The organism is Ruegeria sp. HKCCA5763 (genome assembly GCF_013034545.1).
Classification (GTDB): domain Bacteria; phylum Pseudomonadota; class Alphaproteobacteria; order Rhodobacterales; family Rhodobacteraceae; genus Ruegeria.
Genome location: NZ_WQGF01000018.1, coordinates 11,559 through 37,812, shown reverse-complemented (window position 1 = coordinate 37,812; position 26,254 = coordinate 11,559). Strand labels below are relative to the sequence as shown.

Annotated in this window: 20 protein-coding genes and 1 pseudogene; 16 read left to right on the top strand and 5 right to left on the bottom strand. The window is 55.6% G+C overall.

The window, feature by feature from the left end; translation table 11 throughout:
• Positions 1–327: 327 nt before the first annotated feature.
• From dnaE to GOV89_RS21165, 3 genes are all read left to right on the top strand, one after another.
• Positions 328–3,855 carry a DNA polymerase III subunit alpha gene (dnaE, locus tag GOV89_RS21175; RefSeq protein WP_171179366.1) on the top strand — a complete coding sequence of 1,176 codons (3,528 nt, stop codon included), beginning with the start codon at positions 328–330 and terminating at the stop codon, positions 3,853–3,855.
• Between the two features lie 85 nt (positions 3,856–3,940).
• The gene (locus GOV89_RS21170; RefSeq protein ID WP_171179453.1) at positions 3,941–4,159 is read left to right on the top strand and encodes a hypothetical protein; all 219 of its coding nucleotides are present in this window, start codon (positions 3,941–3,943) and stop codon (positions 4,157–4,159) included.
• Positions 4,160–4,175: 16 nt separating this feature from the next.
• Positions 4,176–4,544 (top strand): hypothetical protein, encoded by a 369-nt coding sequence (locus GOV89_RS21165; protein ID WP_171179368.1) that lies wholly within the window; start codon positions 4,176–4,178, stop codon positions 4,542–4,544.
• Between the two features lie 4 nt (positions 4,545–4,548).
• Here the strand turns inward: GOV89_RS21165 and GOV89_RS21160 are convergent, their stop codons facing one another.
• Positions 4,549–4,743, bottom strand: coding sequence for a SlyX family protein (locus GOV89_RS21160; RefSeq protein WP_170352274.1), 195 nt, complete (start codon positions 4,741–4,743; stop codon positions 4,549–4,551).
• A gap of 128 nt (positions 4,744–4,871) precedes the next feature.
• Here GOV89_RS21160 and hisS point away from each other — a divergent pair, with 128 nt between their 5' ends.
• From hisS to hisG, 3 genes are read left to right on the top strand one after another with little or no spacing between them, the layout of a single operon-like run.
• Positions 4,872–6,359 carry a histidine--tRNA ligase gene (gene hisS / locus GOV89_RS21155; RefSeq protein WP_171239045.1) on the top strand — a complete coding sequence of 496 codons (1,488 nt, stop codon included), beginning with the start codon at positions 4,872–4,874 and terminating at the stop codon, positions 6,357–6,359.
• Between the two features lie 3 nt (positions 6,360–6,362).
• Positions 6,363–7,451: an ATP phosphoribosyltransferase regulatory subunit gene (locus GOV89_RS21150; RefSeq protein WP_171239044.1), complete on the top strand. Its 1,089-nt coding sequence runs from the start codon at positions 6,363–6,365 to the stop codon at positions 7,449–7,451.
• Complete coding sequence (gene hisG, locus GOV89_RS21145; protein WP_171179375.1) at positions 7,448–8,137, top strand: ATP phosphoribosyltransferase; 690 nt, start codon at positions 7,448–7,450, stop codon at positions 8,135–8,137. The genes GOV89_RS21150 and hisG overlap by 4 nt, the downstream gene beginning before the upstream one ends.
• Here hisG and GOV89_RS21140 read toward each other — a convergent pair.
• Complete coding sequence (locus tag GOV89_RS21140; protein WP_171179377.1) at positions 8,134–8,565, bottom strand: DUF1489 domain-containing protein; 432 nt, start codon at positions 8,563–8,565, stop codon at positions 8,134–8,136. The genes hisG and GOV89_RS21140 overlap by 4 nt on opposite strands.
• A gap of 129 nt (positions 8,566–8,694) precedes the next feature.
• On the opposite strand from GOV89_RS21140, the gene GOV89_RS21135 reads away from it, so the two are divergent.
• From GOV89_RS21135 to GOV89_RS21120, 4 genes and pseudogenes are all read left to right on the top strand, one after another.
• Positions 8,695–10,977: an adenosylcobalamin-dependent ribonucleoside-diphosphate reductase gene (locus tag GOV89_RS21135; RefSeq protein WP_171239043.1), complete on the top strand. Its 2,283-nt coding sequence runs from the start codon at positions 8,695–8,697 to the stop codon at positions 10,975–10,977.
• Positions 10,978–11,300: 323 nt separating this feature from the next.
• Positions 11,301–11,579, top strand: coding sequence for a hypothetical protein (locus tag GOV89_RS21130; protein WP_170332125.1), 279 nt, complete (start codon positions 11,301–11,303; stop codon positions 11,577–11,579).
• A gap of 394 nt (positions 11,580–11,973) precedes the next feature.
• Positions 11,974–12,730 (top strand): annotated as a pseudogene (locus GOV89_RS21125) (IS110 family transposase).
• A gap of 444 nt (positions 12,731–13,174) precedes the next feature.
• Positions 13,175–15,052, top strand: coding sequence for an adenylate/guanylate cyclase domain-containing protein (locus GOV89_RS21120; RefSeq protein WP_171239042.1), 1,878 nt, complete (start codon positions 13,175–13,177; stop codon positions 15,050–15,052).
• A 284-nt stretch (positions 15,053–15,336) separates the two neighbouring features.
• On the opposite strand, the gene GOV89_RS21115 is transcribed toward GOV89_RS21120, so the two are convergent.
• Positions 15,337–16,344 (bottom strand): AraC family transcriptional regulator, encoded by a 1,008-nt coding sequence (locus GOV89_RS21115; RefSeq protein ID WP_170689385.1) that lies wholly within the window; start codon positions 16,342–16,344, stop codon positions 15,337–15,339.
• 132 nt (positions 16,345–16,476) lie between these two features.
• On the opposite strand from GOV89_RS21115, the gene GOV89_RS21110 reads away from it, so the two are divergent.
• From GOV89_RS21110 to GOV89_RS21090, 5 genes are all read left to right on the top strand, one after another.
• Positions 16,477–17,874, top strand: a complete 1,398-nt coding sequence (locus GOV89_RS21110; RefSeq protein WP_170337131.1) for an amidohydrolase family protein — start codon at positions 16,477–16,479, stop codon at positions 17,872–17,874.
• A gap of 26 nt (positions 17,875–17,900) precedes the next feature.
• Positions 17,901–18,665 (top strand): DUF3299 domain-containing protein, encoded by a 765-nt coding sequence (locus tag GOV89_RS21105; protein ID WP_170412886.1) that lies wholly within the window; start codon positions 17,901–17,903, stop codon positions 18,663–18,665.
• Complete coding sequence (locus GOV89_RS21100; RefSeq protein ID WP_170337128.1) at positions 18,662–19,840, top strand: carbohydrate porin; 1,179 nt, start codon at positions 18,662–18,664, stop codon at positions 19,838–19,840. The genes GOV89_RS21105 and GOV89_RS21100 overlap by 4 nt, the downstream gene beginning before the upstream one ends.
• A gap of 114 nt (positions 19,841–19,954) precedes the next feature.
• Complete coding sequence (locus GOV89_RS21095; protein WP_170412890.1) at positions 19,955–20,335, top strand: hypothetical protein; 381 nt, start codon at positions 19,955–19,957, stop codon at positions 20,333–20,335.
• A 976-nt stretch (positions 20,336–21,311) separates the two neighbouring features.
• The gene (locus GOV89_RS21090) at positions 21,312–22,151 is read left to right on the top strand and encodes an SDR family oxidoreductase (protein WP_171239041.1); all 840 of its coding nucleotides are present in this window, start codon (positions 21,312–21,314) and stop codon (positions 22,149–22,151) included.
• A gap of 271 nt (positions 22,152–22,422) precedes the next feature.
• Here GOV89_RS21090 and GOV89_RS21085 read toward each other — a convergent pair whose 3' ends face one another.
• On the bottom strand, positions 22,423–23,043 hold the full coding sequence (locus GOV89_RS21085) for a TetR/AcrR family transcriptional regulator (RefSeq protein ID WP_171239040.1): 621 nt from the start codon (positions 23,041–23,043) through the stop codon (positions 22,423–22,425).
• Positions 23,044–23,214: 171 nt separating this feature from the next.
• Here GOV89_RS21085 and GOV89_RS21080 point away from each other — a divergent pair, with 171 nt between their 5' ends.
• On the top strand, positions 23,215–24,609 hold the full coding sequence (locus tag GOV89_RS21080) for an aminotransferase (RefSeq protein WP_171239039.1): 1,395 nt from the start codon (positions 23,215–23,217) through the stop codon (positions 24,607–24,609).
• Positions 24,610–24,673: 64 nt separating this feature from the next.
• Here GOV89_RS21080 and GOV89_RS21075 read toward each other — a convergent pair whose 3' ends face one another.
• A complete protein-coding gene (locus tag GOV89_RS21075; RefSeq protein WP_171239038.1) occupies positions 24,674–26,242 on the bottom strand; it encodes a trimethylamine methyltransferase family protein in 1,569 nt (522 codons plus the stop codon).
• Between the last annotated feature and the right edge of the window lie 12 nt (positions 26,243–26,254).

The window sequence follows — 26,254 nt, the reverse complement described above, 5'->3', positions numbered from 1 at the left end:
GTTACCCTGTTGCGCCCATTGGACCCTCCTTCGATGCGACGTAGAAAGAGCGGCGGGCGAAGTGCTTGCCGTAAGATGTTAGAAACTGCGCGGCTTATCTGGCAAGAAAAACTGCCTATATGATGTACCATTTGGAACGCGCAGCATGCTTTTCCTGCTTTTGTGTAAAAGGCAGGCGCTTGTAAATAAAGTGCTTTTTGAATGCGACGGGCACTCAATCCCGAAGCACCTTCTGAAAAAGCCGAATAATCAGCGCCGATTTTTTATGCATTCCAAAGCCACGGTTCCCGCTTTTGCAGCGCGCCTGGCTGAGATAGCGTAGGCGGCATGAGCAGCAATCCTCGATTCATTCACCTCCGCGTTCACACCGAATACTCCCTTTTGGAGGGCGCCGTGCGGCTGAAAAAGCTACCTGCCCTTTGCGAGAAGATGGAGATGCCCGCCGTCGCTGTGACAGACACCAATTCGATGTTCTCGGCCTTGGAGTTCTCGGTCACGGCAAGCGGAGCGGGTGTTCAGCCGATCATGGGTTGTCAGGTTGACTTGACTTACGTGCAGGCTCAGCCCGGCGAAAAGCCCAAAGTACCCGCGCCTTTGGTTTTGCTGGCGCAGTCCGAGGCTGGGTATGAAAACCTGATGAAGCTGAGTTCCTGCCTTTACGTGGACAAAGGTGGACAGCTGCCGCAGGTCACTTTGGACGAGCTTGCGGATCGGTCGGACGGTTTGATTTGCTTGACCGGCGGTCCAGACGGACCGGTTGGGATGCTGCTGCAACAGGGTCAACGTCCGGCGGCTGAGGCGCTGGTGGATCGGTTGGCGGGCATGTTCCCGGATCGCCTTTATATCGAACTTCAGCGTCATCCGGGTGAAGATGGCCAGCCGGAAGCAGAACGGCTGACCGAGCGTGGCCATGTTGAGATGGCTTATACCAAAAACCTGCCGTTGGTTGCTACCAATGACGTCTATTTCCCAACCTCGGATATGTATGAAGCGCATGATGCGCTGATCTGTATCGCCGAAGGGGCTTATGTCGATCAGCAAGAAGGCCGCCGCCGACTGACCGCGCAGCACTATTTCAAGTCGCAGCAAGAGATGGTGACTCTGTTCGCAGACTTGCCGGAAGCGATCGAGAACACGGTTGAGATCGCCAAACGCTGCGCCTTTATGGCCTATCGCCGGGATCCGATCCTGCCAAAATTTGCAGATGACGAGGTGGCCGAACTGCGCCGTATCGCCAACGAGGGGTTGCAGAAACGTCTGGCTGTGATCCCGCACGCTGTGACGCCAGAGGAATATCAGGAACGTTTGGAATTCGAACTTGGCATTATCGAAGGAATGGGCTTTCCCGGCTACTTCCTGATCGTTGCGGACTTTATTCAATGGGCAAAGGATCACGACATTCCGGTTGGTCCGGGGCGGGGCTCGGGTGCGGGCTCATTGGTGGCCTATGCGCTCACAATCACCGACCTTGACCCGTTGCGCTATTCGCTGCTGTTCGAACGCTTCCTGAACCCCGAGCGGGTGTCGATGCCGGATTTCGATATCGACTTCTGCATGGACCGCCGAGAAGAGGTGATCCGTTACGTGCAGCAGAAATACGGGCGCGACAAGGTGGGGCAGATCATCACCTTTGGTGCGCTATTGTCGAAGGCCGCCGTGCGCGATATCGGGCGGGTTTTGCAGATGCCTTACGGGCAGGTGGACCGTTTGTCCAAGATGATCCCAGTTGAGGGCGTCAAACCTGTTTCCATTGAAAAAGCGCTGAAAGACGAGCCACGCCTGCGGGAAGAGGCGCGGAACGAAGAGGTGGTAGATCGCCTTCTGACCTACGGCCAACAGGTCGAAGGATTGCTACGCAACGCGTCGACCCACGCAGCGGGCGTTGTAATCGGGGATCGGCCTTTGGACGCGCTGGTGCCTTTGTATCAGGACCCGCGCTCGGACATGCCGGCGACCCAGTTCAACATGAAATGGGTGGAACAGGCCGGTTTGGTGAAGTTCGACTTTCTGGGTCTGAAAACGCTGACCGTGATCCAGAACGCCATGGACCTGATCTTCAAGTCCGGTCGCCCACTGCACATTGCTGCTGATGGCACCGAGCTTTACGAACCCGCTGAAGGGGCTGAGAACCAGATCAACGCTATCCCGCTGGACGATGAGGCGACGTATAAGCTCTACTCGGCAGCCAAGACGGTGGCAGTGTTCCAGGTGGAATCCTCGGGCATGATGGACGCGCTCAAGCGTATGAAGCCCACATGTATCGAGGATATCGTGGCCCTTGTGGCGCTGTACCGTCCGGGTCCGATGGAAAACATCCCGACCTATTGCGAAGTTAAGAACGGTCTTCGCAAAATCACTTCGGTTCACCCACTGATCGACCATATCCTTGAGGAAACGCAGGGCATCATCGTTTATCAGGAACAGGTGATGCAGATCGCACAGGTCATGGCGGGATACAGCCTAGGCGGTGCTGATCTGTTGCGTCGTGCGATGGGTAAGAAGATCAAGGAGGCGATGGACGCTGAGCGCCCCAAGTTTGAAAAAGGCGCGGGCGAGAATGGCGTGGATGCCAAGAAGGCCAGCGAGGTTTTCGACCTGCTGGAGAAATTCGCCAACTACGGCTTCAACAAGTCCCACGCGGCCGCGTATGCGGTGGTCAGTTATCAGACCGGCTGGCTGAAGGCGAACCACCCGGTCGAGTTCATGGCGGGTGTCATGAACTGCGATATCCATCTGACCGACAAGCTGGCGGTTTACTTCGAAGAAGTTCGCAAGGGGCTGGAACTGCCCTACGTGCCGCCATGTGTGAATCGTTCCATCGCGACGTTCGATGTAGTGAACGGTGAATTGGTTTATGCGCTGGGCGCGCTGAAAAACGTGGGCGTCGAGGCGATGAACCTTGTGGTCGAGGGGCGTCGCGCCGGAGGCGCGCAGGATGAAAAGAGCGAAAAACCGTTCGTCAACCTGTTCGACTTTGCGCGGCGTGTGGATCTGAAGAAAGTCGGCAAACGCCCGTTGGAAATGTTGGCGCGGGCCGGGGCGTTTGACGAGCTCGACAAAAACCGCCGCCGTGTGTTCGAAAGCCTTGATCGTCTGGTGCAGTATTCGGCGGCGATTCATGAACAAAAGAACTCGAACCAGGTGTCTCTGTTTGGTGAAGCCGGTGATGACCTGCCTGAACCTCGCCTTTCGCCGACGCCGGACTGGCTGCCTGCTGAACGGTTGAGCGAGGAATTTAAGGCGATTGGATTCTACCTATCGGGACACCCGTTGGACGATTATATGCCCGCGCTGAAGCGAAAACAGGTCCTGACGTTGGATGAGGTGATGGAAAAGGCCCGCTCTGGCCCACTGATCGCCAAGATGGCCGGTGTTGTCGCCGGACGGCAGGAACGGAAATCGGCCAAGGGCAACCGCTTTGCTTTTGCGCAGCTCTCGGACCCAACTGGCGCTTATGAGGTCACGCTGTTTTCAGACACCTTGGAGAAATGTCGCGAGTTTCTGGAAACCGGCGCTCAAGTGGTGCTGACCGCCGAGGCAACGATGGAAGCTGATCAGCTTAAGCTGCTGGGGCGTTCGGTGGGACCTGCGGATTCTCTTGTGGCCGAGGCTGGGGCAACCGGGTTGCGTATCTTTGTCGACGAAGCGCAGGCAGTACCAACCGTCGCCAAGGTGTTGGAAGACGCAGCCGCCGCTACCAAAGGTGCTGCGCGGGGCCCAATCCAGTTGCTTTTGATGGATCCAAGCCTGCCGGGTGAAGTTGAAATGGATCTGGGGCGCGCGTTCCCGATCAACCCACAGATCAAGGGCGCGATCAAATCCCTGGAAGGCGTTATGACCGTCGAAGAGATCTGACGCCGTTTTGTTGCCAGATAGTTGGCGTCTGGGTAGGCTGAACTGACAGAGATGTCTTTAAGTCATGCTACGGGAGGGCGTTGATATGGCGATTGCAGGTCTCACGTTAAGAAAAGTTGTATTTGGTGCCGCTGCGTCGCTGGCTTTGGTTTCAGCCTCAGCCAGCTTGGCGGATGACAAGAAAAAAGAAAACACGATCAAGGGCGCTGTAATCGGCGCGGGTGTCGGTGCCTTGATTGGTGACGGCAAGGGCGCCGCCGCAGGCGCGGTGGCTGGTGCGCTGATTGGCGCAAATTCCAAGTGAGTGGAGGAGCAAAAAGATGCGTTTTAACTCGCTTAAAGTGATTGTCGCCGCCGGAATCTTCACAATCCCCGGGATGGCTTTCGCCGACGAAGAGGCTGAACAGATGATGCAAGAAGCGCTGCCGCTTATGTATCACACTTGTACCTCGGTCATTGAAGAAGCCGACGGGAACGAAGAATACATTCTGGAGGTTGTTGGTAAAATGACGGCCCTGTCGCTGTACAACCGTCAGGTCGATATCGAGGCACATGCCGCGTCGGATGAGGATAAGGCCGCGCTGCGCGAAACTTTTTTGGCAGCTTTGAAAGACGGCTGCGCCGGTGATGAAAACGCGCTTTTGGGTGGTGTCGTGGACAACGCCGTCAAGACGACGCTGGGACTGTAGGATTTTAGTAGTGCGGCGGTCGTTCGTCACCAAAGACAACGCCGCCTGAACCTTCTTGCGCGCGCTCTGCTTCGCGTTGCAACAGCATTTCGACCCGACGCGTCAGGCGATCGATCTCGGACTGTTGCGTGGTCACAACCGTGTTCAGTTCTTCCACGGTACGGGTCAGATGGGCGATCTGCTCTTCCAGATGCTGCATGGGGCTCTCCTTGATGCGCCGGTCATAGCGACCCTGTGCCGCCATGGCCAGAGAAAGCGCGCCTTGCCCCGATGCGGGCCATGGGATAGACCGCGCGCGGAACAAGGACACTCCCGAGGACGCCCCACATGGCCAAGCCCAAGAAACAGCCCCGCCCCAAGGCCGTAACGCCAAAAGGGTTCCGCGACTATTTCGGCGAGGAAGTCACGCAGCGCACCGAGATGCTGCGGACAATTGCGGGTGTCTATCATCGTTACGGGTTTGACGCCTTGGAAAGCAGCGCGGTTGAGACAGTCGAGGCGCTGGGCAAGTTCCTGCCCGACGTGGATCGCCCAAACGAAGGCGTCTTTGCCTGGCAGGAGTTTGACGAGGGCGGCAATGGCGATTGGATGGCCCTGCGCTACGACCTGACCGCTCCGTTGGCCCGCGTCTACGCACAACACCGCAACGATCTGCCGACGCCCTATCGCCGTTATGCGATGGGTCCGGTCTGGCGCAACGAAAAGCCGGGGCCGGGGCGCTATCGTCAGTTTTATCAGTGCGACGCGGATACGGTCGGCACGGCCTCGATGGCTGCAGACGCTGAAATCTGTGCGATGCTGTCGGACACGCTCGAGACTGTAGGTATTCCGCGTGGCGACTATCTGGTCCGGGTCAACAACCGCAAGGTTCTGAACGGCGTGTTGGAGGCGATGGGTCTGGGCGAGGACGCCGCCGCGCGCGACAACGTTCTGCGCACCATCGACAAGTTCGATAAGGTGGGTCAGGCTGGTGTGCGTGAGTTGCTGACCAAGGGCCGGTTGGATGCCTCAGGTGCGTTTATCGACGGCGTGGGTCTGAGCGACGATCAGGCCGAGCCCGTGATTGCGTTTTTGACCTCAAAGGCTGCGGATACTGCTGGGACGCTGGCCAACCTGCGCGCCGCTGTGGGCAACAGCAAGATCGGCGCGGATGGCATCGCCGAGTTGGAACAGATTGGCGCGCTGCTGGATTCAGGTGGCTATGGTTCGGACCGGATCGAGATTGACCCTTCGGTCGTGCGTGGTCTGGGTTATTACACTGGGCCGGTCTATGAGGCTGAACTCACCTTTGAGATTTTCGACGAGAAAGGCCGCAAGCGACAATTCGGGTCTGTCTCTGGCGGTGGTCGCTATGACGATCTGGTCAAACGCTTCACCGGGCAGGAAGTACCTGCGACCGGTATCTCGATAGGCGTTGACCGTCTGCTGGCCGCGTTGCGCGAAAAAGGCCGGATCGGCGCGCAGGCTCAGGGGCCTGTGGTTGTCACCGTGATGGATCGCGACCGTATGGCCGACTATCAGGCCATGGTGGCTGAACTGCGCAATGCTGGCATTTGCGCCGAGGTCTACCTGGGCAATCCCAAGAACTTCGGCAATCAGCTGAAATACGCGGACAAGCGGAACTCTCCGATTGCGGTGATCGAAGGCGGTGACGAAAAAGCCAATGGCATCGTGCAGATCAAGGACTTGATCCTTGGTGCCAAAATCGCCGAAAGCGCGACGCTGGAGGAATGGAAAGAACGCCCCAGTCAGTTCGAAGTGCCGCGCGGTGATCTTGTCGCGAAGGTGCGCGAAATTCTGGACAGTCAGGACTGACCCATGCCCAACCGTTCCCAGATACAGGCCCGCGCCGCAATGATGCGTGTCCGGTTTGAGGCGGCTGGCGCTCAGGTCGTGGACACGCCCCTGTTGCAGCCGGCAGAAACACTGCTGGATCTGTACGGCGAAGACATTCGCGCGCGCGCCTATGTGACGTCGGACGCCCTGCGTGGTGAACAGATGCTGCGCCCGGATTTCACTTTGCCAGTGGTGCAGATGCACATGAGCGATGGGGCCGAGCCCGCGCGCTATACCTATTCGGGTGAGGTTTTCAGGCGGCAGGAACACGACCCGGACCGGGCCAATGAATACATTCAGGTTGGCTATGAGGTGTTCGACCGGAACGATCCTGCCGGGGCCGATGCCGAGGTCTTCTCGCTTTTTGCGCTGCAACTGCGCGGCTTGCCGTTGCGTGCGGCCACCGGGGATATTGGTATCCTGACGGCCGCTGTGGCCGGGTTGCGCACGACCGAACGTCGCAAGGCCGCGCTGATGCGCCATCTGTGGCGGCCACGCCGGTTCCGTGTTTTGCTGGACCGCTATGCGGGCCGAACGCCAGAGCCCGAGTTGCGGTCTGATCTGCTGAACGCCACCGAACCGATGGTGTTTGACGCACCTATGATCGGAAAACGTCGGGCCTCGGAAATCGAGGCGCGTATCGAAGCTTTGCGCGAGGATCGTGAGACCCCGCCGATTTCTGATAGTGAGCTTGTCGGCCTGGAAACGCTGCTGAATGTACGCGAGACCATGCCCTTTGCGTTGGAACAACTGCGCGACGTGGCTGTGGATTTGCCGCAGATCACGTCGGCGCTGGACCGGCTGGAGGCCCGCGTGGCTGCGTTGCAGGCGCGTGGTGTCGACGTCGCGCGCTTGGATTTCGAGGCCGCCTATGGCCGGACCTCGATGGAATATTACGACGGGTTCGTTTTCGGTTTTTACGCCGAAGGCCGACCCGATCTGCCTCCGATCGCGACCGGCGGGCGTTATGATGCGCTGACCCGGCAACTGGGCAACGGGGCCGAAATCCCGGCCGTTGGGGGCGTGCTGCGGCCCGACTTGATGCTGGAGATCGAGGAGGGCGCGCAATGAGCCTTAAACTGGGCGTGCCCTCGAAGGGGCGGTTGATGGAAAAGACCTTCTCGTGGTTCGAAAAGCGCGGCATTGCTTTGTCCCGCAGCGGATCAGACCGGGAATATGCAGGCAAGGTCGAAGGGATCGATGGGGTCTCGCTGGTTCTGCTGTCTGCCGGAGAAATCCCGCGCGAACTGGCGGCGGGGCGGATTCATCTGGGTGTCACCGGTATTGATCTGGTGCACGAGAAACTGCCGCGTTGGGAACAGCAGTTGGAAGAGATCTCGCAGCTGGGCTTCGGCAAGGCGGATCTGATCATTGCAACGCCGGCCTGCTGGGTGGACGTTGATACGCTTGATGATCTTGATGCTGCGGCGGCGGCGTTTCGCAAAACCCATGGCCACCGCCTTCGGATTGCGACCAAGTATCACCGGCTGGTGCGCGAGTTCCTGACCGATTCAGGCGTCGCGGATTACACGCTGGTCGATAGCCAGGGCGCGACAGAAGGCACGGTGATGAACGAAACCGCAGAGGCGATCGCCGATATCACCTCGACCGGCGAAACGCTGCGGGCCAACCACCTGAAGATCCTGTCTGACGGTCTGATCCTGCAATCGCAGGCCACGCTGTGGCGTAGCCGGGTTGCGAAGTACGACGCTGCAGAGAAGGCGGTTCTGTCTGACCTGCTGGATCGGCTGCGTTAAAGCACGCCTATCTCTGCCAGCGCGCGGTTCAAATCATCGGGCAGGGCATCGTCCTGCTCGCGGTTTTTGGGCAAATCAGCTGGTGTGTCCTCAGGCTTGAGATAACGCCATCCCTGAAACGGGCGCTTCAGGGCGTTCTGAGTCCGATGGACCTCGGGGTCTAGCACAATGGCACACCGGCGGATGCCGTCCTCTCCGATCACCTCATCCAATCGCAGGATGCGCTGACGACACTGGATCACGCCTTTGATCACCCAATAGATCGAGCCGCCATTTAGAATCTCTGCCTCACGCTTGGGCCACATGCGGGTCACATGACGCGGACAGCCGTCCTGATACAGGGGCTTTCTGCTGTCTTGCCAGGCCATCAGTGTGTCGACGTTTTCCGATCCGACCGACAGTTTTATGAGGTTTACGTACTTATCCACAGTTTTCCCACAGAGTCGTCCCAAGGCCGATCTTTATATTGTAGCTCGTCGTACGCAGTCATCAAGGTGTTGTGGTCTGGGTGTGATTTAGGGTACTCTGGATACCTCTTTCAGAACAGGGAATCACCAATGAGCCGCTTTGCCGCCCCCATCGCCGAGCAGATCTGGGACATGAAATACCGCTTTAAACAAGCGGACGGCACACCCATCGATCAGACGGTCGAAGACAGTTGGCGGCGTGTTGCCCGCGATCTGGCGCGGGTCGAAAAGGACCCTGCTCATTGGGAAGAAGAGTTCTATCAGGCGCTAGAGGACTTCAAATACCTGCCTGCGGGGCGGATCACGGCGGGCGCGGGTACCGCGCGGCAGGTGACTCTGTTCAACTGCTTCGTCATGGGCACAGTGCCCGACAGCATGGGCGGTATTTTCGACATGTTGAAAGAGGCCGCGCTGACCATGCAGCAGGGCGGTGGGATCGGGTATGATTTCTCGACCATCCGACCACGTGGTGCCGACGTCAAAGGCGTTGCAGCGGATGCCTCGGGCCCGCTGAGTTTCATGGATGTGTGGGATGCGATGTGCCGCACGATCATGTCCGCAGGATCACGCCGCGGGGCGATGATGGCGACCATGCGCTGCGACCATCCCGATATCGAACAGTTCATCACCGCAAAGTCCGATCCGGCCCGTCTGCGCATGTTCAACATGTCTGTCTTGGTGACGGACCCGTTTATGGAGGCCGTCAAGGCCGATGGCCCGTGGGAGCTGGTGTTTGACGACAAGGTCTATCACACCGTTCAGGCGCGTGATCTGTGGAACAAGATCATGCAGGCGACCTATGACTATGCCGAGCCGGGCGTGATTTTCATCGACCGCATCAATCAGGCCAACAACCTCAGCTACGTGGAGACCATCGCCGCCACCAACCCGTGTGGCGAGCAACCTCTGCCACCTTATGGCGCGTGTCTGTTGGGCTCGATCAACTTGGCGCGGCTGGTCGCGGACCCGTTTGAGGACGCAGCCCATCTGGACGAGGAGGCTTTGCAAAAGCTTGTCGCCACCGCTGTTCGGATGATGGACAACGTGGTGGATGCCTCGAAATTTCCGCTGGTCGAGCAAGAGGCCGAGGCCCAGGACAAGCGTCGCATCGGTCTTGGCGTAACCGGTCTGGCGGATGCACTGCTGATGCTGGGCTTGCGCTATGGCTCGGACGAGGCGGCGCGTCAGACCGAGCGCTGGTTGCACGCAATCGCCCGCGCCGCGTATCTGGCGTCGGTCGACTTGGCGAAGGAAAAAGGGGCGTTCCCCCTGTTCAACGCCGAGAAATATCTGGCCAGCGGCACGATGCTTCAGATGGACGAGGATGTGCGTGATGCGATCCGCGAACACGGCATCCGCAACGCGCTTCTGACCTCGATTGCGCCGACTGGGACGATCTCTTTGTACGCGGGCAATGTGTCGTCGGGAATCGAACCGGTCTTTGCCTATGCCTACACGCGCAAGGTGTTGCAGAAAGACGGTTCGCGGACCGAAGAAGAGGTCGTGGATTACGCGGTGCAGATGTGGCGCGACAAGTTCGGTGACACAGAACTGCCGGACTATTTCGTCAACGCGCAAACTTTGTCTCCGTCCGATCACGTCAAGATGCAGGCGGCGGCGCAGAAATGGATCGACAGTTCGATTTCCAAGACGATCAACTGCCCCGAGGATATCAGCTTTGATGCCTTTAAAGACGTCTACATGCAGGCTTGGGATCAGGGCTGTAAAGGCTGCACAACCTATCGCCCGAATGATGTGACCGGCTCGGTCCTGACCGTTTCGGAAAGCGACGACAAAGCGCCCGGAGAAAGCGCAGATGCACCGCATGAGGTTGATGGCGGAGACGTGATTTACATGTCTGAACCGCTGGACCGTCCGCAGGCGTTGGAAGGGTCCACATACAAACTGAAATGGCCCGACAGCGAGCACGCGATTTATCTGACCATCAACGATATCGTCATCGGAGGTCGCCGCCGCCCCTTCGAGGTGTTCATCAACTCGAAGAACATGGAGCATTATGCCTGGACGCTTGCACTGACGCGGATGATCTCGGCCGTGTTCCGTCGCGGTGGGGATGTGTCCTTTGTGGTTGAAGAGCTGAAAGCCGTGTTCGACCCGCGTGGCGGGGCCTGGGTGCAAGGGAAATACATCCCGTCCATTTTGGCGGCGATTGGCGGTGTGATCGAGCAGCACATGATCAATATTGGCTTCCTCGAAGGTGAGGGCATGGGATTGAAATCAGACCCTCAGGCGCAGGTCGTCAACATGGATGCACCACGCGGCAAGGCCTGCCCGTCCTGTGGCCAGTATGACATGGTGATGATCGAGGGTTGCATGACCTGCCGCAGTTGCGGGCATTCCAAGTGCGGATAGCCCAAGCCGTTCGTGGTTTTTTGTTTGGGTGGGCATAAATAGCCCATAAGGTTGATTTTTGCGCCCAGTTGAACGGTCTTTAATGCCCACAGATTCTTAAGGCTTTGAAATAAAATAAAAAAGATTACTGTAGAGTTTTGAGACTGTTCTGCGTTGGGCGACCATCGATAACATTCGCGCTATTGACCAAAACCTGAAAATCTCAAGACTATGGCCATGGAACCAAATCGTCTCATACGCGTCACACGCAAAAGCTGACCAGAATGTTGTACTTGCCCAGCAAAACCGCTCGGGCAGTTCCATGGCTATCGGATACCTAATTGATGAAAAACAAATCGCCTATCGAGGAGTCCCCTCAATACTCCGAATTGAACGCTCGATTTTCCCGTTTTCTCCTGGACTTCCGAAAGGAAAAACTCGCGCAGCAACTTGCCGGAGACGACAAAAACCGTGACGAGATTACTCGCGGAGACTTTCAATCATTCAAAGCGCGGATGACTGAGGGTTTAGAACTAACCGATTACGATCTAGATCGTATTCACCGCCGAGTATTGTCTGTACTTCTCCGCCCCGAAGCGGGCTCGGTGCTACAAGACGAATGAGGCCGGAAGGCGTGAAACTAGCGTGTAGACCGATCCGCTTTGACAATGATCCAGTCCTGAATCTCACTTGAGCATCTGCGGTCACGTCACTGTGCACTCTCCAGTGAAACAACAAACACGTTGTTCTAAGCTAGGACTCTTATGCAGGATCACGCAGGTTGACTTCCGTAAAGACCATCCTCCCTTGCGTCACGTTTATGGCTGACTTCGAATAATTCGGGTTCTAGTGCGTAATGGAGCACCCGGTATTCAGGGCACGAGTTAGTCATTCTCTGCGGTACTCGTGATTGGCTGATGGCAGCCCGAAGCAGATGGGGTGGATGGCTCCCGCTCCCCGGCGTCGCAATGCGCCATAGTGCAGGTGTCACAATCTGCGATGGAGAGGAGCCACCCCATGCAAGTTACCACTGTCGGCCTTGATCTGGCCAAGACCATCTTCCATGTACACGGCGTCACGGAGGACGGCGGGATTGCGTTCAATCGGCCTTTGCGCCGGTCGCAGGTTCTGTCGTTCTTCGACCGTCTTGCGCCCTGCCTCATCGGCGTCGAAGCCTGCGCGTCGAGCCACTACTGGGCGCGGGAGTTGTCGAGGCTGGGTCACACCGTCCGGCTAATGCCGCCGATGTATGTCAAACCCTATGTGAAGCGTGGCAAGTCCGATGCGGTTGATGCAGAGGCCATCTGCGAGGCGGTGACACGTCCGACGATGCGGTTTGTCGAGATCAAGTCCGAAGAACAGCAGGCGCTTCTGTCCCTACACCGGGCACGTGACTTCGTGGTCCGCCAGCGCACTCAGTTGATCAACATGCTTCGTAGCCTTGCGGCGGAGTTCGGGTCACCAGTTCCGAAGTGGTCGCGAGTTTGCCGCCTGGCTGGGGCTCACGCCACGCAATCATTCCAGTGGTGGAAAAGAACGGTTGGGAAAGATCACGAAAATGGGTGACAGGTATCTGCGCCAGCTCATCGTGGTCGGCATGACGTCACGTGTCCGACAGGTTGCCAATCATCCGGACCGCGCCGATCCATGGCTCGTGGACTTGCTGCAACGAAAGCCTACGCGCCTTGCGACCATCGCCATGGCGAACAAGACGGCTCGGATCATGTGGGCCGTACTGACCAGAAACGAACCCTACATGCCGCATAAGGCCTGAAAACAAAAGGAACAACGAGATAGCAAGACCGACGATGTGATGGTGCACACTTCAGCCGCAACGATCAGGATACTCCGCCGAATGACTCGGGTGCCAATGCCCGCAAAGCAGATAGGAACCTGATCTGCGGATCCCATCAGGGCCAGCGGTCCCAACCGCGCAAACAGGCCGGACACAAGACCGCTTCTGAAAAGGTACACGAAATCCCATTTAAGCCTTGCTTTGCGGGAGCCATCCACACAAGTCATTTGGCATGACGCTTTTTCTTACAAGAGCCAGACGTTCAACCACTTCAACTGAAAGGCTAGTAAACGGAATTGGTTGCCCTCCGTCCAATTGCAGCAAAGGTCGTCTCCAGTTTTGATCAGATCCCATTGCGGTATCGACCTTGGCAATTTCGGACTGGGAGCACTAGAGTTCCAGTGATTCAACTCGAAGGTGCCAATGAACGAAGAGCCAGTCGAACGCCGGTTGACCGCAATACTCGCCGCCGATGTTGTCGGGTTCGGGCGCTTGATGGAGGCCAATGAAGAACGCACTTTGGCTTCACTGAGGCATCATCGTCGCGAGTTCTTCGACCCGACACTGGCCAAACATGGTGGCCGCCTTTTCAAGGTGATGGGAGACGGGTTCCTAGTCGAGTTTTCAAGCGTTACCAGCGCAGTTCGGTGCGCGGTAGAAATCCAACGGGGTATGCCAGGTCGCAATACCGGGGTTCCTGAAGACCGCCAGATCAAGTTCCGCATAGGCGTCAATGTCGGGGATCTGATTGTGGATGGTGACGATTTCCATGGCGACGGAGTGATACTAGCGACCCGACTGGAAGGATTGGCCAAGCCAGGTGGAATTGCATGCTCGGCCACTGCTCGCAGTCAGATCGGAAGCAATCTGGATGTGAAATTCGCCGACCAAGGTGAAATAGCGGTCAAGAATGCGTCTCAACTGCTGCGCGTGTATTTCGTCGAGTTGTTCGACGGGGCTTCGGCCTCGACATCCCAGCGTCAGAGCGATGCGAAGGTCACACGTGTCTCCGACATTCCTTCTGTCGCGGTTCTTCCCTTCGCCAATGTTAGCAACGAGCCCGAGCAAGAGTACTTCAGTGATGGGATTACCGAAGATATCATCACCGACCTCTCGAAGGTTTCTGGTCTTTCGGTCATCAGCCGGAACACTGTGTTCACGCTGAAGGGCAAGGCGCTGAACCTCGAGGAGACCGCAAGAAATCTGGGGGTGGCCTATCTGGTTGAAGGGTCGGTGAGAAAGGCCGGAAATCGAGTTCGGATCACTGTCCAGCTAGTCGTCGGCGCAACAGATCAACCGATCTGGGCGGAACGGTACGACAGAGAACTGACGGACATCTTCGCTGTTCAGGACGAGATCACGCAAGCCGTTGTAGATCAGCTCAAGGTCACTCTGTTGCCAGAAGAAAAAGAGGCCATCGAACGGGAGCAGACAGACAGTACGGACGCGTATAATGCCTATCTTCGCGGGGCCGAATTTCTGCGAAACCGCACCAAGTCGTCGTTGCTGAGTGCAAGGCAACTGTTTGCGCAAGCTGTAGAGTTTGATCCGGGCTATGCCAGAGCCTACGCAGGAATGGCCAATTGCGCGACGTGGCTGAAAACACATCATGGCGCAGACATTACTGTAGCGGAAATACTCTCAATTACTGACCAGGCATTGGCCATTGATCCTGATTTGGCAGATGCCTATGCGGCCCGCGGAGCTGCAATGTGGATTGACGACAGGCGGGAAGAAGCAATTTCAGCTTTCGAACAAGCCCTTTCAATCGATCCGGACAGTTACGAAGCTCTGTTCTATTCTGCTCGATTCTTCGAAACGATTGGCAATTTTGAGAGTGCCGTAGTTCACTACACCCGGGCAACAGAAGTTCGTCCGGACGACTATCAAGCGCCTTTGAGGTTGTCCGAAGCTCTGTTTTCGTTGCGACAGCTGGAAACAGCGACACGTTATGCGCAGATCGGTATTAAGCGAGCTGAGGAAGCTCTCAGGCAACACCCTGAAAACTCAAGGCCTGCTCAACTGGGCGCAGCAGCTCTTGCCAGAATAGGCGAACCCGACCGGGCTAAATCTTGGCTGACTCGGGCCATGGAGATCGACCCAGACGACAACCATATGCGCTACAATGCCGCCTGCACCTATGCTCAACTGGGTGAAATTGATCTCGCTTTCGAGATGCTGGACCTGTGGATCGACAAGGCGGCCACCAACCTGTTGCTGTGGTTTCAATCGGACCCGGATCTGGAGCCAATTCGAGGAGATCTGCGTTATCAGGGGCTTCTTGCGCGGGCCGTTCAATAGAGCTTGCTCTCCCATTTTCAAAGCCCGAAACAACCACCGTGTAGATCAATCAGATAGCGTTCCGGTATTGCTCGAAGGACGCCTCCCAGCCCGAAGCGGACCTTCGCAACCAAGCTTTGCTAACTCCGAAATACACAACGAAACGGCCAGTTGCAGAGGTTGTATCGGCGGTGGCAACCAACCATTCATGTCGTCGACTAACCTGTTCAACGTCGCACTACAACTTCTCCGAACTGATCCCACGAGGACCTAATCTTCGAAGCGTTCATTTGGCTCGACCACATTTACTTGCTTCGGAACTTGGTCGGTGTCATTCCGGTCTGACCTCGGAAAAAGCGAGTGAAATGGGACTTGTCAGAATAGCCGAGCATCAGTCCGATCTCTGCAATTGTCATCTGGTTTTGTTTGAGGTGCTCCTTGGCGACATCGATACGCAGCCGTTTGATTTCGCGCGGTAGCGTTGTGCCTTGTTTTTGAAGCGCTTTCAGAAACCGTTCCGGTTGAATTCCCAGCATTCCAGCCACCATCTCTGGTCCCAAATCGGTTTCATCCAGTTTGTCGCGTAAGACAGATCGCAAAGCTGCCACCACGGTTACTTCTTCATCTTGTCGAAGTGATGCTATGGGCTTGGCAGAACCCTCAGAGACGTGGTGCAAAAACAACCATTCCACAGGAAAACTAATTTGCATTCCGGGATCAGTCCCAAGGCCAACCTCGATCCCTTTGTAGTCGATAGGCAGCCCATTGATGTATCTGCTTTCCCATCGCACACGGGAAGAGTCCCAGGAATCTCCGACGACGGTCTGCAATAGGCGTACATAGATTGCGGCACCAAAACCGGTCACCTGAATGGGTGGGACGGTTGGTTCCTGTTGCCTCTCGATACGATAAGTCGCTTTGTCTGCTTCAATGACAAGGCTGTGCCGCACAGAATTGGACTCCTGCGGCACGAGCTCAACAAAGCGGGTAAAAAACTCGAACAGCGTTTTTGTAGATTGCAAGGCTTGAGCGAAGGGCGGCCATCCTTGTAGGTCAAACGCTTCCCCTACATTCAGTCCTAGGTATCGATCCCCTGATACTTCTGAGAAAGCATTTACCAAGCCGTAAACCAACTCGGAGTGAACGTACACGGATAGGTTAGTCATCAGTTCAGCTTTCAAGCCGACCTGATCCAATGCTGGTTGCGGATTGATCTTACGTTCGGTGAGATATTGCAGAAAGGGAGCGGCTAAAGAGAGGCGAACAAAGCCCTCGCTATGCTCTCGGGAGGTGGAGTTGAAAGGCAAGCTCATAACCCTTGTTGGATTAGCTTTAAGAAGTGGCCATTTTTGCAGTCACATTCGTACATCCTAATTCAAAAGGGGCAACCGAGCCAATGAATTCCAGACTATAGTTGGCAAAACATGAATATGAAGGGAGTACTTATGTCCGGCTTACGAATGTCTCTTTGCTCGACGGCAATTGTCGCGGCAGTTCTTTCTTTTTCGGCGACCGCGCAGGCTCAGGATCAAGAAGAACCCCAAACGCTGTTTACCAACGTGCATGTCTTCGACGGTGTGAATGAGCAACGCATTGAAAATGCCAGTGTTCTGGTCGAGGGCAATCTGATCAAGTCCGTCTCAACCGATGCCATTGATGCGCCGAGCGCGACGGTTATCGACGGCGGTGGGCGCACTCTGACACCGGGCTTTATAGAGAATCACGCGCACCTGATGCTCATGGGGCCATCGATTGCCGAGATGGAAACCAACTCGACCTGGGAGGATTTCGCCATCCACGGGACCCGGATGGCCGAAATGTACCTGATGCAGGGCTTCACGACCGTTCGCGATGCCGGGGGCGCTGGCGGCGGGCTGCGGCGCGCAATTGACGCCGGCCAGATCGTCGGCCCCCGCTTTTATCCTTCCGGGGCATTTCTCGGAACACGTGGTGGTCACGCCGATTTCGCATCCTTCACATCTCCGCCGGGTGGGGTGACCAACTTTGGGACTCTGAATATGGCCCAACAGGTCAACGGTGTTGACGAAATTTACATGTATGGCCGCAACAACCTGCGCATGGGTGCCACGCAATTGAAGTTCATGCAATCAGGTGGGGTGATTTCGGCATTCGATCCATGGCAGTTGCTCGCCGGTTCGAAAGAAGAGATCGAGGCCGCTGTTCAGGTTGCCAACGAGTACGGCACCTATGTCATGGCACATTCCTACCGCAAAGAAGCGATCATCAATGCCCTGAATGCAGGGGTCAGAACCATTGAACACGGATTTCACTTTGACTGCGAGATTTCTGCTTTGATGAAAGAAAAAGGAGCGTACATCACGACGAACATCACAGCATTTGATCCAGGCCTACTTGATGTTCCTTCCGTGAAAAACAACCCCAACAGTTTGAGGAAGGCCAAATCGGCCTCGGCGACCTTCGAAGCCTACATTCCAAGTATGAAGGAATGCCCGGCGCCGCGCGGTTTCCAAACCGATTGCGTCGGCTCGGTCGAAGCGTGCAACATCCAGATCGCCTACGAGAAACATCTGAATAACCATTTCTTCGGCCCCTATGCGTCGATGGTAACCCTAACTTCGGTAGGTGGCGAGATCGCGGCACTTAGCGGTGATTTCATGAACCCCTATCCGGAAGGCAAACTGGGTGTGATCGAAGAAGGCGCCTATGCCGACATCCTGCTGATAGACGGCAACCCCCTCGAAGACTTCTCTGTCGTTGGAACAGGCGATCAGTGGTTCGGTGCGGACCCGAGGCCGGACAGCCCGGAAACAATCCGCCTGATCATGAAGGACGGTGTGATCTACAAAAACACACTGGATTGACCAGATAAAGCAGCCGGAGAGCATTCATGCGAAATTGGTTTTGCTCCGCAGTATTCGCAGGGTTGGTTTTGTGCGGTTATGATGCTGCGGCGACGCCTGGAACCGCGTTGGACTGGGCAGATCTGCCAGATCCGTCTGCGCAGGTCTTTGATGACCCCTATCGTGAACTCAGCCCCGAACAGTTCGACGATGTTCTTTTCGTTGTGCGTATACGCGGCAGGTTGCAGCAGGAGGTTGGCAGCGCCGAAGAACGGCAGAAATGGCAATTGCTTTTAGCAGAGACCGAAGACGCCTTGGTGTCAGACGGAATTGACGTCGACTGGTTACTCGATCAGCGCGAGGTTGTGACTGAACGTCGAAGAAAGGCTGGAACGAGCGGAAACCCGCAATTCGACGGCAGAACAATCACACTCGCGGGCTTTGCCATTCCTGCTCCAAGCGATCCGGACGGCCGGCCTGTGGCGTATTTGGTGCCAGAAAGAGGGATGTGCAGCCACATGCCTCCACCTCCGCCTAACCAGATGATCCGTGTGCGGTTGAACGGGGACTGGGCGCCTAGCTATTTCCACGAACCCGTTCGGCTGACAGGCACGCTGACTATCGATCCTTCCGTTCATAATATGATGGTTGTGGATGGCCTCATGCCTATGAATGCGACTTTCCAGCTAGAGGCGGAACGTGTCGAAACTCTGGAAACCGAGGCAGACAGGTTGGAATGGAAGCAGCGTGCTGCTGATCTCATCCGCGCGGCAGGAAATCGCAAGACCGGTGGGGCACAGGCGTCAAAATGATAAGACTTCTGGTTGCCGCATTGAGCATTGCATTTGCTGGCGCAGCGTCGGCTCAGGGACTATCCGGGCCATCTTCAGTCGAAGCCGATCTTGCGCCCGGAGACGGGCTCACCGATCCGCAATATCGTTCCGATTTTCCACGCAACATCGCACCGGGTTGGTTTCAGTGGAAAGACCGACTGGCTGAGGGTGGTTTTCGGTTCAACATTGACTACCTGGCATTGGGCCAAACCACGGATGCTGATCTGGGAACCGGCGAAGCAGCCAGCGGAATTGCGCGGTTCTACGGCAGTTGGCAGGCAACTGAACGGGGGTCTCTGACATTCAAGATCGAAGACAGGCACAGTTATACTGACGTTGCTCCGCAATTTCTCGGGCTGGATGGCGGAGCCCTTTCAATCACGGGAACAGCCTTCAATGACAACGGTTTGCTTCTGACCAATTTGTTCTGGACCCAAAGGGCTGAGAATGGGTCGTGGGCGCTGCAAGTCGGCCAGATTGATGTAACGGACTTTGTGGATATCTACGGGTTGGTAAGCCCCTACAGTGGTTTTCAAAACCTGTCTTTCAATACCAACCCGACAATCAACACGCCCAACCAAGGCCTTGGTATTGCCGGTGGGGTAAAGCTGAGCGAGAACCTCTACGCCGTTGCCAGCGTATCAGACGCAAACGCCGACCCGTCCGATCCAAACTTTGATGTGTTTAGCGACGGCAATCTCTTCAAGTCGCTCGAACTTGGGTACACGTCCGGCTTTGATCGCATCTACTTCGACAATATCCATCTGACCCTCTGGCATGCGGATGCGGCTGACGATGGCAGTCGAGCAGAAGATTACGGCGCAGCGTTTTCCGCCGCATGGTTTGTTGACAATAAATGGATGCCGTTCTTCCGTGCAGGGGCCTCGAAGGGAACCGCAGCGCTTTATGAACGGTCGATTTCTGCCGGTCTCGGTTACTATGGTCGCAACACCGATTTGGCCGGTCTGGGCCTAAACTGGGCCGAAGCAAGAGGCATAGATGGCGATCAGTTCACGCTTGAAGCTTTCTACCGCTTTTCAATCTCACCCGGACTGCAGATCACGCCATCGGTACAATTCATTTCCGACCCGCTTCTAAATCCCGATCAGGACCGGATTACCCTGTTCGGTCTAAGAACCCGGATCGTTTTCTAATGCGGGGTGAAGGCAGTCACTAAGGGGTGTGCCAAAGGGCAACTAAGAGAGATCAAGCGCGTGCCGGAATTTTCAACGCCGGTCGAATGAAGTTGGGAAGCAAAGGAACAATCTATGAAGATTGCATACGGAATTCTTGCAGCCTTAGCAGTTGTGTTTTTCATCCTTGGAGGCAGCGATGCCCATGCCAAAGACAACAAGGGTAAAAAGCCGAACAAGGGGGGCAAGAACGGTGATGTCAGCATTCAGATAGAAGACAAACCCGGCAAAGGCCCAAAAGCTGTACCACCTGGACAGATCAAGCGCTACACGCGCGGTGCCAAGCTCCCATCTGACCTGGAGTTCGAGGATATTGGGGACCTTTCCAAATGGAAGCTGGGGGAGCCCGGCAAAGGAAACCGCTACATTCAGGTCGATGGCGAAGTCCTCGAAGTTACGAATGATCTGTCTACTGTTGTCGATGCCGTCGGCATCGTCGGTGATCTTCTCAACTAGACGAAAGTACGATGTTTCAGGGCAAGAACTACCTCGTTTGCCCTGACGCTGGCCGGGGCGATCATTTGTGAACCCCGGCCCAAGTTCAAAACCCGGATCCGAGGCGCTACGATGATAAAGGCCCTTCTTGTTCTTTTTGCGCTTGCTACCTTTTCGTCAGCACGCGCCCTACTCGCTCAGGAAAACGGTGCAACTGAAGTCCCGCAAACAATACGCTTTGAGGGCTATGTATAGCCCAGTCGCGAAGCAGAACTGTCGCCTTTGGTGGACAATGTGGTCAACCGGACTTTGCAAAGTCTGCTTTCTGCGCATCGCAGACCTTCGCGAGAATCCAAGGTTCCTTAGGGAGGCCCTTTGCGGGATTGAGCAATGCAAAGGGCCATAACCGCGACGACTAAGCCATAAACTGATTGAATTCGCCGCTAGTGCAGACAAACGCGCAGCGCAAAACTATGGGCGAACTACGTAAACTTATGGGGTGCGCGAAGTGTTATGCGCAAACCTACACAACTGTAGGGACGCGCATAACGCTTCATTCCTATCATTGATTTTATTCAGAAAATCTGGGTGTCGTCGCCCATAATTTTGCACAGCAATTGCGCATAAGTTTACACGATTTGCCCATAAGTTTGCACGGTTCACCATACACGCTCAATTTTCGATTGACTTAGCTTAGCTCGATCAACTGGAACGCACCAAACTCAATCAAAAGTGCATTCTAATTGGCAAAACTCAACCAATACCACACCTAGGTAGTAAAAATTCCAAAATGAAGTGGACAAGAGAGGTATGGAAGACCCTGTCATTCCGACAAGCTTGCAAACGGAAAAGGCAACCGAGGTGCTATTCGCCGCCTACGATATGGAAGGTATGATGAAGCTGAAAACTAACGTTGCCAACGCTGCCTAATACCATCAGGCAGGTTTGGATTTTTCGGACCTTTCGATCCAAGACAGGCTTAGGAGGAGCTTGGCCGATGACACACCCCGCATTTACCTCAGACTCTGTGGCCGTGATCACCGGGGGTGCTTCCGGCATTGGCCTCGCCGCCGCAGTGAAGTTCGCGCAAATGGGAATGCGCATTGTTGTTGTTGATCGAGACACCGAGAAACTGGCGGCCGCGGCAAACATAGTGTCGGCCGTTGGCGCGGCCGATGTCATGACGTCTGAGACAGATGTCCGTGATCGTGCGCAGTTAGAGGCGTTGGAGCGGATGGTGGCAGACCGCTACGGAGGGACAGATATCCTGATGAACAATGCCGGTGTCGGAGGCAAATCATCGACCATTGGGGACGCTGCGGCTTGGGACAATATGCTGGGTGTAAACCTGTGGGGTTCGATCCACGGCACCCAGATCTTCGCGCCAAACATGATCGCCCGTGGCAGACCAGGCGCAATCATCAATACAGGGTCCAAACAAGGCATCACGACCCCGCCAGGTAACCCGGCTTACAATGTCTCAAAGGCGGCTCTCAAAGCCTTTACCGAGGCACTGTCCCACGAGCTCAGAATGGGTCCAGGTCATCAGATTACCGCGCATCTACTGATCCCTGGATTCGTCTATACCGGCATGATCTCCGCGCCCGAGAAGCCTGCATCTGCCTGGACCGCTGAGCAGACTGTCGACTTCTTTGTCGAAAGCGTGAACCGCGGGGATTTCTACATCCTCTGCCCCGACAATGACGTTTCACGCGACACTGATGAGAAACGCATCGCTTGGAGCGCTGGAGACATCATTGAAAATCGCCCACCTCTTAGCCGATGGCATCCAGACTATAAGGAAGCGTTCGCGGACTTCATGGCGAAGTCTGGCTGATAATCGCCATAGCCCAATAATCATGACGAGTTGACGATTGAAGACTGCCGGCAGCTTTAACGGTTGTCGGCAGCCTGAGTTCTGAACAGCCAAAAAGTTCGATATGATGAAACAAATGGTTTTCAGAATGCTTCTTGACGTAGCGGCGCTGAACAAGCTGCGGCTTGTTCCGGCTCTCAGGGCTGAGAAGCGCGGCGTGTCAATTATTTTCCGGCGGTTAACTTCGGTAGAATTGTTGGCCGTTGTCCTGATCCTGTTTGCAACGGCGACCCTAACCAGTGCTACAGCACCTCTCGTCAATCTCTGACGGCTTAAAGTGTTTAGGAAACATCGACTGCAGCACAAACAGGCAGATCTTCAAAGCCTCCGAGGGTTTGAAAATATCTGAGTGCAAATGGTAGTCGGTCCAAAGCCCTTCCAACAAAGCAACCAACGCGTCTGTTGCAAGTTTGGCGCTTACATCCTCGTACTCGCCTTCGCGCTTTATTTGTTCCAACAACTCCAGGATCACCGCGCGGAAACCTTTGTCTCGCGAGTCGATAAAAGGAAATATGTGAGGGTTTGAGAGCGCTTCAGCCCGAAAGGAAAACCAGATCGCGACGTCCCGCGCATTAAGGACCAAAGGGTCGAAATCTGCTCTTATGATAGAGATTAGCTTGTCTGCCGGGTCTAACTCTGGATGGACTGCAATGGCCTTCCACTGCTCCGCGTAGCGGACTGACAACTCCTCAGCCACCGCAAGAAGCAGCTTTTCCTTGGAACCAAAGTGTAGGTTGACCATCCCTTGCGATAGTCCCGACAACTCTTGGATTCTTGCCGAAGTTGTTCCGCGTATTCCGTATCTATAAATGGCGTCCGCAGCCGATTGGATCAGCAGCTTTCGGTTCTGCAATTTACCCAGATCTCGGGCATTGGTTGGGGTATCACGCTCGAGAGTAATCTTATTTCTCCTTCGCTGGGTTAGTCGCCTTTGTCTTCTCGCATTTAGCAATACGACAGTTCAAGGATTGACATTGAATGAATGCTTGTTCATTTTGTGATCTATATTACATTAAGGTGCTGCATGACCCTTTTCAACTCCGACTTTCAGTCCATACGAGAATGGGACAACGAACATTTCCTGCACCCGTGGGAAGGTATGTCACACCTTGGTCAAAATGAACGAACCTTTGCCGAAAGCGGACTTGGCGTTCATGTCGTCACAGAGGACGGAAAGCGCCTGATAGACGGCCCTGCTGGCATGTGGTGCGTTCAATTGGGCTATGGAAACACCGAGATTGCCGATGCTATGGCTCAGCAGGCGAAAGAGATGGCGTATTTTTCGCCCTTCAACAACGCCAACTCAACTCCGGCCCGTTTGGCACATGAAATCGCCAAGAGAACGCCGGGAGATTTGAACCATGTATTCTTCACGACCGGTGGTTCAACGGCCGTGGATAGTGCGCTGCGATTTGTACAGTTCCGCAATAACCTGCTGGGAAAACCTCAAAAGAAAATCGTGATATCGCGACAGAAAGCTTATCACGGATCGACTTATCTGGCGGCGTCAGTGTCCGGAAAAGAGCGCGACAAAGGTTGGCTGGACCAGGCAAGTCACCTGACGCGTTTCCTACCGAATGTGAATCCGTATACACGTCGCTCCGATCAGACGGTCGACGATTTTCTGGACGAAAAAATAGCGGATCTGGAAAACATGATCCTGCAGACTGGAGCAGACAAAGTCGCCGCTTTCATCGCAGAACCGATCCTGTGCTCTGGAGGCGTCATCGTGCCGCCGCGGGGGTATCATCAGCGCTGTCTTGAAATCTGCCGGAAGTACGATGTCCTTTACATTTCAGACGAGGTCGTCACCGGGTTTGGGCGACTTGGGCATTGGTTTGCATCCGAAGACGTCTTTGGGATTAAGCCCGACATCATAACCTGCGCCAAAGGCATGACGTCTGGGTACGTACCCATGGGGGCTTGTATCATCTCTGACCGGCTGATTGCAGATGTAAGCGGAAATAATGCACAGAACGCTACGTTTTCAAACGGCTTCACTTACTCAGGCCATCCAGTGAGCGCGGCGGCAGGCCTGAAGACGATTGAAATCATGGAGCGCGACGGCGTTCTGGAACATGTCCGTGCAATCACGCCGCTCTTCGAAGAGCGCCTCCGGGCGCTGGCAGATTTGCCGCTCGTCGGTGATACGCGCGGCATGGGGCTGGTTGGCTGCGTCGAATGTGTTGCAGACGCAAAAGCAGATAATGCACTGGACCTAGATAAATCTGTCGGCGCCCTGATTGATCATCATTGTCAGGAGAACGGGTTGATCCTGCGGCCGATTATCAACATGTGCGTGTTTTCCCCACCTCTGATCATTACGGAAGGTGAGTTGAGCCAGATGTTCGACATCCTTGAAAAAGGTATCCGGCTGGCAACCGAAGACCTAAAGCAGCAGGGTACGTTTAAACCTTAGGAACCACCTCGGCGCGCCATCGCAATTTTCATGGTTGCGATACCTTCGCTTAAGTGCGCTGCGTTTACCCTGCCCGCATCACCTCTGGTGGCAATTTGATCGGGAACTTGGACCGAACCTCCGCATCCGCCTTGCTGCCAAAATAGTTTGGATAGTGATTGGACAGAATATCGTCCACGACTGACCGGCTCCGTTCAAACATATCCTGACGACCGGCTTTTTCCCAAGTATCGGTTAGCTCCCGATCCATCAGGGTTGGATAGACATACTCAGTCTCCATGTATTGCAAGGTCTGCGTGTTGCCGAGGAAATGACCGGGATCAATTGCACATTCGTGGATGACGTCGACCGACAGTGTGTCGTCGCTCACCTCGATACCACGCAGGGTTCGTGAGATCATGCCCGCTGCCTCGTTGTCGATGACCATGGACTCAAAGCTGCAGCCCATCAGGCTGCCAAGCATACCGCCAAATTCGCAGAGCCTGTTGGCCCCGGCATGGGCCGCCAATGCGAAAGTTAACGCCTTTTCCAGACCGTATTGTGCGTCAGGGATCTTGGAATCCGTCATGCCGCAACCGACGCTGGTCGGGAGGTTGTAGAAATTGCCCATTTGGATAGCTGCCGCGGATATCAACGCCTGCTCACCACTGCCACCCGTGAATGAACCAGTTCGCAGATCAGTAATAAACGGCCAAGCTGCAAAGACGACGGGGGTGCCCGGGTTAATCAGATTGGCAATTGCGACGCAAGATAGGGTCTCGGCTACGGCTTGCGCCAAAGTCCCGGCCAGAGGCGCAGGCGACGTCGCCCCAGCTTGTGGCGGAACAGCCAAATCGCAGACAAGCCCCATCTTCGCTGTATCAATCAGGATCTCCAAGTTTTCCCGCCCAAACCGGAGCGGGGATACTATGGGACAACCGCCAAAAATGACCGAGGGTTTCTCGAGGAATTTACCCTCGCCGCCTGATGCCAGATCGAAAAGATGGATTGCGTCCTGAATGTGCTCTCGGGTGCGGAACGTCAGACAAGATGGTTTTTCGCTACCCGCCAGAATGGCGTAGAGCATGCTCATGTCGTGCTCGTAGTCCTGCGGCACATCCGTTGCCAGAACTGTATCACCGGTCATGTGGATGTTGTCGAGCCGGTCAACCAACCGGGTAAAATCGTAAATGTCTTTGAGTGTCGACGGCCGGTAACTGCGAGTTTCCGCATTAAACGTTGTCACAGCGGTGCCGGAGTTCGCATAGTACACCTTGTCTTTGGTGCAGTGCATGTCATCCTTACCGGCCCGCGATCCGCGTGCATGGACATAGAACTCACTGGCCGCCTTAGCCAAAAGATCTTCCATCAACGCGCGAGGGAAGCACAGTCTACCATGCTCGTTCACCGTCGCCCCTTTAGGCAGCACGAGATCAAGAACTTCCTGCGTTGGATCACCGACGCCCGTACGCTCCAGAATGCTAAGGGCGGCCTCGTGAATATTTGACATGTCAGCATCTGAAAGGGGCTTGTAGCGCCCCCCCGAAATGCCCGGCCAGATTGCTTGCGAAGCGACGTTGCTGGTTCGCACGGCTGCACGTGCTTCGCGCCCACCCCCGCGCCGTCTTGATCTGCGCTTCGTTAATTCTGTCATAGTATTTCTCCG

Excerpts from the sequence above, each read along its gene's own strand:
- GOV89_RS21095 (WP_170412890.1), top strand. The coding sequence starts at position 19,955 with ATGAAGATTGCATACGGAATTCTTGCAGCCTTAGCAGTTGTGTTTTTC.
- GOV89_RS21080 (WP_171239039.1), top strand. The coding sequence starts at position 23,215 with ATGACCCTTTTCAACTCCGACTTTCAGTCCATACGAGAATGGGACAAC.
- hisS (WP_171239045.1), top strand. The coding sequence starts at position 4,872 with ATGGCCAAGCCCAAGAAACAGCCCCGCCCCAAGGCCGTAACGCCAAAA.
- GOV89_RS21130 (WP_170332125.1), top strand. The coding sequence starts at position 11,301 with ATGAAAAACAAATCGCCTATCGAGGAGTCCCCTCAATACTCCGAATTG.
- GOV89_RS21165 (WP_171179368.1), top strand. The coding sequence starts at position 4,176 with ATGCGTTTTAACTCGCTTAAAGTGATTGTCGCCGCCGGAATCTTCACA.
- GOV89_RS21075 (WP_171239038.1), bottom strand. The coding sequence starts at position 26,242 with ATGACAGAATTAACGAAGCGCAGATCAAGACGGCGCGGGGGTGGGCGC.
- GOV89_RS21115 (WP_170689385.1), bottom strand. The coding sequence starts at position 16,344 with ATGAGCTTGCCTTTCAACTCCACCTCCCGAGAGCATAGCGAGGGCTTT.
- GOV89_RS21170 (WP_171179453.1), top strand. The coding sequence starts at position 3,941 with ATGGCGATTGCAGGTCTCACGTTAAGAAAAGTTGTATTTGGTGCCGCT.
- GOV89_RS21135 (WP_171239043.1), top strand. The coding sequence starts at position 8,695 with ATGAGCCGCTTTGCCGCCCCCATCGCCGAGCAGATCTGGGACATGAAA.
- GOV89_RS21110 (WP_170337131.1), top strand. The coding sequence starts at position 16,477 with ATGTCCGGCTTACGAATGTCTCTTTGCTCGACGGCAATTGTCGCGGCA.
- GOV89_RS21105 (WP_170412886.1), top strand. The coding sequence starts at position 17,901 with ATGCGAAATTGGTTTTGCTCCGCAGTATTCGCAGGGTTGGTTTTGTGC.
- GOV89_RS21150 (WP_171239044.1), top strand. The coding sequence starts at position 6,363 with ATGCCCAACCGTTCCCAGATACAGGCCCGCGCCGCAATGATGCGTGTC.
- GOV89_RS21160 (WP_170352274.1), bottom strand. The coding sequence starts at position 4,743 with ATGCAGCATCTGGAAGAGCAGATCGCCCATCTGACCCGTACCGTGGAA.
- hisG (WP_171179375.1), top strand. The coding sequence starts at position 7,448 with ATGAGCCTTAAACTGGGCGTGCCCTCGAAGGGGCGGTTGATGGAAAAG.
- GOV89_RS21120 (WP_171239042.1), top strand. The coding sequence starts at position 13,175 with ATGAACGAAGAGCCAGTCGAACGCCGGTTGACCGCAATACTCGCCGCC.
- GOV89_RS21090 (WP_171239041.1), top strand. The coding sequence starts at position 21,312 with ATGACACACCCCGCATTTACCTCAGACTCTGTGGCCGTGATCACCGGG.
- GOV89_RS21100 (WP_170337128.1), top strand. The coding sequence starts at position 18,662 with ATGATAAGACTTCTGGTTGCCGCATTGAGCATTGCATTTGCTGGCGCA.
- dnaE (WP_171179366.1), top strand. The coding sequence starts at position 328 with ATGAGCAGCAATCCTCGATTCATTCACCTCCGCGTTCACACCGAATAC.